The following is a 5,887-nucleotide window of genomic DNA, read 5'->3' as shown; positions in this document are numbered from 1 at the left end:
TAGTCAAAGCAATAATCAGGATATATTATCGAATGAGATAATATATCAATTTGATCAACAGCAACTAGGTTGCCAAATATGTATTTGGCGATATTTTGATAGTGAAAATACTTTTAGCTTTTCATTTTTGCTCGCTTGTTTCAAATTACCTACATTACCTCAATTACTGCAATTACCTAAATCATCCAAATTAATCCAAAAATCTTACACACACATCTTGCAAAATTTTCAGCACATGGTAGGCTTTTCCCTGTCATCTTTTTTTAAAAGACGATTGGGCTTAGAAACCCGTAAAGTACAAATCGGTTTATATTGCACCGTTATTCGCAATAGATCAGAAAGTAAGTGTGCATTATCAACTGCGCTTACTTCGTATTCGATCATAGCACCTTGTTATGGTCGGGTAGGCGCAGAATATAATAGCTGGTTACCAGTGAATAATGCGCGCCGTCTATTTGTACACGGATTTCTAACTACCCGATCACCAAACCTAACAACGGCGGTGGTGTAGCGATGAAAACAGTCAATCATCAAATCGATCAAACGGGGTTTAATCCGATTCAAGTGGAATGTGATAAAGTATATTACAGCCCTAAAAGCAAGTTTCATGTCGATTTTTTATGGCAGTCGTATTGGTTTAAACAGTTACATTGCCCACGTCAGGCATTTTTATTACAACAGATACTGTATTTTACTCAGAAGCAAGGCTCAGTATTTAGCAATGGCAAAGGTGACAATCATCAAGGGATGTTGATCAATTTCAGTGATATAGAAAGTAAATCGGGTTTCTCGCGTAAAGTTGTGACAACCGCATTAAATCATCTTGAAGCTAAGGGTTATATTGTTCGTTTCACGCTTAAAAATAATCGTGTGCTTTATCAGGCAACGGATAAGGCAGTATTATTTTTAGAGGAAGCACATCAACACTCTTTGGCAGCGAATGCAGACGAAAATGACTATGACGCGATAAGTAAAAACTTTGAAAACATAAGGCTTTCAGCGCCAAGCTTCACCCAAACGGCAAAGCAAGCTTCTCCCTTTGGTCAAGGCTCCATTAATAAGGTAAATAATCAAAAGGTAAATAAAAAAAATAACACTCTTAACAATCAATACCAAACATTAGAGCGTGTTGGTTCCACTAAAAATGTTGATTGTGAAAAGACTGTGATTTTTTCTGATTTTTCTGACGTTTGTGATGTTTGTGATGTTTGTGATTTTGATTTTTCTGACTTTGGCATTAGAGCCGTCAAGTGTGAATCTAAGTTGTTTGATTATTTGACCGTTAGTCAAGCTAAGGTCATCAACATCATGACGCACGTTAACGCTGATCAGATTGACATCATCGCTTTCAACAATGCTTTAGCCAGAAAGGACATCAAACGTGAAGCGAAAGATTTTAAGCAGTTTATTGATTGGTGTTATTTGGTGGCGGTGGATGCCAAGGGTGCCAGTTCTATTCAAGGGTCAATGACTGTTGGTGAGTGTGATGTTTCTGAATATGTTGTTGCCAGTGACAAAGTCAATCTTGGCAAGGTGGACACGATGAGTGACAACGGCAATGACAACAACAATCACCATAATAACCGCCAAAGTAATCTTGATCTTGATTTAGTCATCAATGAGTTAAAAGCGATTTTAACCAATGAAAGCATTGAAAAAATTACGGCTAAGGTTACTGAACTAAACGAGCAATACGATATTGACACTGAAAGCGAGCTTGTTGCTGCTATTTTAGTTGATTTTGGTGTGATCAGTGACGATGAATTTTTAGCAGTTTCACTTTTAGATGGAAGTTTCGTTGTCAGTGATCTAAAAAAAGTAGTATCAAAACGATCACTGACAGGGAGTAACAACATTGATGGATGTAATGCTGTTAAGGCATATACTGCCAGTAATAAGGCAATTGATCAAGTTTATCATAGTGTGAATTGTGAAATTGTTGTTGGTGGTGTTAGCGATGATGGCAAAGGGATAAAGTTGCGTGAAAACACTACAAGCGATAGCAACGATCAACAAAATATAAATGCTGATAATACGGCTAAAGACACTGAAACTGTCGTTGATCAGTACCTTAATTTGGGCGAATCCAAGTACAAGGACTTCGTTAAGCAGTGTATTCAACGTGGCTATCCAAGTGAAAGTGAGGTTGTTCGGTGTGCTACTCATGCGATTCAAACGTATGGCAAGTTAAATTATGATCAACTGTTTAGAGGGATTTGTTATGGTGATTTTCATGATCTCAAGCGTAGTGATCATCATGAGTTTACTAACATTTCCCAAGATAAAAAACAAGATCAAGCAAGGCATGAGGCTAAAAACCCACTGTTAAAGAATCAAAACTTGAAGCTACCACCTATTACTGAGTTAACCATACCAGTGATCGAGCAAGAAGTGCTTAAAAAAGACTGGGCAAGTTTGGCGCAACAGGATTTAGTTAAAGGAGAAGTGACCGAATGCCAGAAAGTCGCACTGGTCGCGATTATTGATTACGTTAAAAGAAAAGGCGTTGTTATTACGAGTGAACAAGAAGTGTATCAATGGCTTTATCACACGGTGGCAAATTATACGTATTACTTTTCAGGAGCCACGAGTTTTAAACATTTGGCGAATATGTTAATAAAGCAATTGATACATCAGTGCTTTAATCGCCCCAGTGGGTTTGACAATTGGTATCGATTGGTGTGTCAAAAGTCACAGGATAAGATAAGAAATAGTGTAGGTCGTATGTGTAAAACCAATAACAGTTACTACATGAGGCATTAAACGAATGTAAATATGGTAAAGGTAAATAAGGTAAAAAAACAGGTAAAGTAGATAGATAAATAAATAAAGTGTTTTTTAGATTGGTTTTGTTTTTTAGACAGGACGGCAGAGCCAATCTAAAAAATAGTTAAGATGTGTATTATTGCTAGGTAGATTTATCTACTCGATATCTACTAGCAGTCAATCCAAAACCTGAATTGATCAGGTGGGTATATTTGCACCTACTAAGCAGATGTTAGATGAAAAAATGACGGCGACCACTGTTTGGACACTGTTCTTGGTGTTTTACAAGTCACACTTTTATAGTGCGTTATGAGTTATGCAACATAGTATCTTGCGGGAGCTATGCGCTGTATAGCTTACATTTAACAAATAGATGCTGCTTAGTTTAGGCATTATCTATTTGTTAAACGTAATAGATGGAATAAGATAATGCGCCAAAAAAATCATAAATCAGACGCCAATATATCCAAACAAATGAAATCTTTTGATGAATTACAAACCTCAAAACATCAGGTGATGAGGTATTGTAACGCCTACACTGATAAGCCAAAAGATTATACGCTTAAGGAAAGTACGTTGTTTAAAAATCTGTATGATCACCAGTTGAGATTAGGTGAAACAGTGAAGCATGCGCGGCTAATCGCACGGGCAGAAGAACTAACTTTAAAGAAATTGGCAAGGGCAAGGAGAGTGAGGGTTAAATATAAGCAGGGTCAGGAAATTATTGGTAAGATATTTAAATTTACACATCAGCATATTGCATTAAAAATCAGACGTAACGAAAAGCCAGTATGGCTAGATCGTAGGTATATAGGGATAATAAAGATGGGCTAATAAATTGCATCAAGTGTGTACCTTAGCTTATTCAAACACAAACATCCTTGCCTGTATATCCTTGTTATATTGTCGCAAGTGGGGGCTTTTGACATTCAGGCACCCTAAACGTATTTTTAAACATGTACAAAATATTTAAAAAATAGATGCAGTTCGTTTAAAGTTGCTTGTGTTTGTGATTTACATCATGGTCAATGATCATATGAAGTCAATTGTTCGATTCATTTTTGTTTGTACTGATTATTTTTCAATATTTTTTATCATTTTTCAGTATTCATAAAATCATTCAACTAAGCACAGTTATCGTTTTTTCTTAATTAACATCCTTGCGGTAGCTGTGCTTAATGGAGTGTTTTTTAAAGCATTAAAGCATTAAAGCATTAAAGCATTAAAGCATTAAAGCATTAAAGCATTAAAGCATTAAAGACCTAAGAGATAAAAAAATTTAGGGGGTAGATGATTATGATATGTAAAGAGATTAACAATGATGAGGAATCAGGAGATGTAGGCATTGACTTTCCATCAGCACGGCGGCTGTTTGAGCATTGGTTTCATAGTGGTTATGTTCAAATACAAGAAAAAAAAACGGGAAAACAAAAAAACAAGGAAAAATGGCAAAACGGGGGGAAAAGAATAAAAAAATAAAAGGTAAAAAATAGAAAACAAGCAGGTTACAGACTAAGAAGTGAGGAATACAAATGAAACATTTACTTGTTAAAATACGTAACGTGGGGATGCAAGTGAGCATTGCCTGTTATGTGGAAGACTTATCGTTAAAACGCGATCGGAATATGGATGAGTTTATATCCATTATGTCACAGGCAATATCTAAAGCGATTGATAAAGAATTGCCACAGAAACTGTGTAAAGGCAGGGGAGTAAAGCAAAAACCATTAGAGATTTTATTTGTGGTTAACCCACAGGATGATCACCACTGGTAAGCGCCATTCAGTCAATCAGTCTTTTGTTCAATCGGTTCAAATATTTTTGGTATTCTCATTAGTTTCATTATTTTTAGCATTTTCAACATTTTCAATCAATCAGAGGGTGAAAGATGTTTTTATTGAAGTTATTTTCACGCCGCCAAGCAAAACAAGTAAAACAGGTTAAACACGTTAAAAGAGATCAGTTACAAGAAATAAAAGCATTAAAAGAGTTAAAAAATTCAACGCAGGCAGAAAACGTAAAAAACGCAACAAACTCAAATAAGTCAACCCCGTCGGGTTTAAAAGATGCAAGAAGATTCAGCAGGTTAAGATATGTTGGTCAGCGCTTTTTATATTATGAGCGCAAAGTATCAACGGTTTTTTTCTGGCTGTTTGTTCTAGCCATTGTGGCGTTAGTCGTAACCCACAAATTGCCGCATGCCTCACAGTCATTATGGATGGTGTTATGTGTCATGCTTTTTCTTGGGATTGGCAGTATGGTTGGGTTACGGTTATTTAAGCATTATTTTGTTAAGTATCAGTGGCAGCAATATCTTATCCCTGTGATCAGAGCGGTTAAAGAGATTTATCGGCGGGTTATCGTCACAACTCGGCAAATATATAACAGCAAATGGTTTGTGGTTGGTCTTATTGTTGTCGTTTCGGGCTTATGGGTACAGTGGTTATTTGCAGGATACCGCTTACAACCCGTGACCGCTTTACCGTCATGTATTTCATTACAACATGGATGGCTGATCGGTGGTCAGGTCAGTGTAAACTATCCGCAAGGAAAGATTGCGAATACTGATCGACAAACGGGGCATTTGCGTTATTTTGACTATCTTAGCGATATTGGATTGAGTGTTGATGGCGGGTATCGCTTTGTCATCGATAGACGACATACCCTGACCCCGACACTGGGTTTTGCCGTTAGCAGTAACCGTGTATTTAGTGGTAGTGAGCAGACGATTATCACGTCCTTGTATGATATATCAGGGGTATTCAAGTATCACTATTATTTTGACAGTGGCTTTAAGCTAGGTGCAGGGTCAGGCTTAGGTTTTGTCTACGGTTGGGTTGATCGCTATGGTTTTTATGGTCAATATGGTCAAAATAATGATCCTGCTAAGTCATTTTACCGTAATATTACGCCAATTTTTGGGCTTTATTCTGGGTATCAGTGGCATCGTCATTTTTCCGTTGAGGGTGGTTTTAGTGCGTATTTACCGTATCTTTTCAAGTCACAACAGGCAGTTTATGAATCAAAGTCAGCGATACCAACTATGTATCGATTCAGTATTGGGGTGAGTTATGTTTTTTAGTTTTTTTAACTTTTTTAGTTTTTTTAGCTACAACTCCTT

Annotated in this window: 6 protein-coding genes; all 6 read left to right on the top strand. The window is 36.8% G+C overall.

Features of this window, described 5'->3' with window-relative positions; genetic code table 11:
• A partial coding sequence (locus DNJ75_RS15595) for a hypothetical protein (RefSeq protein ID WP_206609118.1) occupies nucleotides 1-511 on the top strand: 511 nt, incomplete at its 5' end.
• 2 nt (nucleotides 512-513) lie between these two features.
• Nucleotides 514-2,763 (top strand): helix-turn-helix domain-containing protein, encoded by a 2,250-nt coding sequence (locus DNJ75_RS14040; protein WP_117004070.1) that lies wholly within the window; start codon nucleotides 514-516, stop codon nucleotides 2,761-2,763.
• Between the two features lie 432 nt (nucleotides 2,764-3,195).
• Nucleotides 3,196-3,600 (top strand): hypothetical protein, encoded by a 405-nt coding sequence (locus DNJ75_RS14035; protein ID WP_117004069.1) that lies wholly within the window; start codon nucleotides 3,196-3,198, stop codon nucleotides 3,598-3,600.
• Between the two features lie 462 nt (nucleotides 3,601-4,062).
• Nucleotides 4,063-4,245: a hypothetical protein gene (locus DNJ75_RS14030; protein ID WP_157968373.1), complete on the top strand. Its 183-nt coding sequence runs from the start codon at nucleotides 4,063-4,065 to the stop codon at nucleotides 4,243-4,245.
• A 53-nt stretch (nucleotides 4,246-4,298) separates the two neighbouring features.
• Nucleotides 4,299-4,541 (top strand): hypothetical protein, encoded by a 243-nt coding sequence (locus DNJ75_RS14025; protein WP_117004067.1) that lies wholly within the window; start codon nucleotides 4,299-4,301, stop codon nucleotides 4,539-4,541.
• Nucleotides 4,542-4,654: 113 nt separating this feature from the next.
• Nucleotides 4,655-5,848 carry a hypothetical protein gene (locus tag DNJ75_RS14020; protein ID WP_117004066.1) on the top strand — a complete coding sequence of 398 codons (1,194 nt, stop codon included), beginning with the start codon at nucleotides 4,655-4,657 and terminating at the stop codon, nucleotides 5,846-5,848.
• The last annotated feature ends 39 nt before the right edge of the window (nucleotides 5,849-5,887 follow it).

It is taken from the genome of Cysteiniphilum litorale (assembly GCF_003428165.1).
Lineage (GTDB): Bacteria > Pseudomonadota > Gammaproteobacteria > Francisellales > Francisellaceae > Caedibacter > Caedibacter litoralis.
This window is presented reverse-complemented; position numbering and strand designations above follow the sequence as displayed.

What these genes read in the sequence shown, in the direction of transcription:
- DNJ75_RS14025 (WP_117004067.1), top strand. Translation starts at nt 4,299, where the DNA reads ATGAAACATTTACTTGTTAAAATACGTAACGTGGGGATGCAAGTGAGC.
- DNJ75_RS14030 (WP_157968373.1), top strand. Translation starts at nt 4,063, where the DNA reads ATGATATGTAAAGAGATTAACAATGATGAGGAATCAGGAGATGTAGGC.
- DNJ75_RS14020 (WP_117004066.1), top strand. Translation starts at nt 4,655, where the DNA reads ATGTTTTTATTGAAGTTATTTTCACGCCGCCAAGCAAAACAAGTAAAA.
- DNJ75_RS14035 (WP_117004069.1), top strand. Translation starts at nt 3,196, where the DNA reads ATGCGCCAAAAAAATCATAAATCAGACGCCAATATATCCAAACAAATG.
- DNJ75_RS14040 (WP_117004070.1), top strand. Translation starts at nt 514, where the DNA reads ATGAAAACAGTCAATCATCAAATCGATCAAACGGGGTTTAATCCGATT.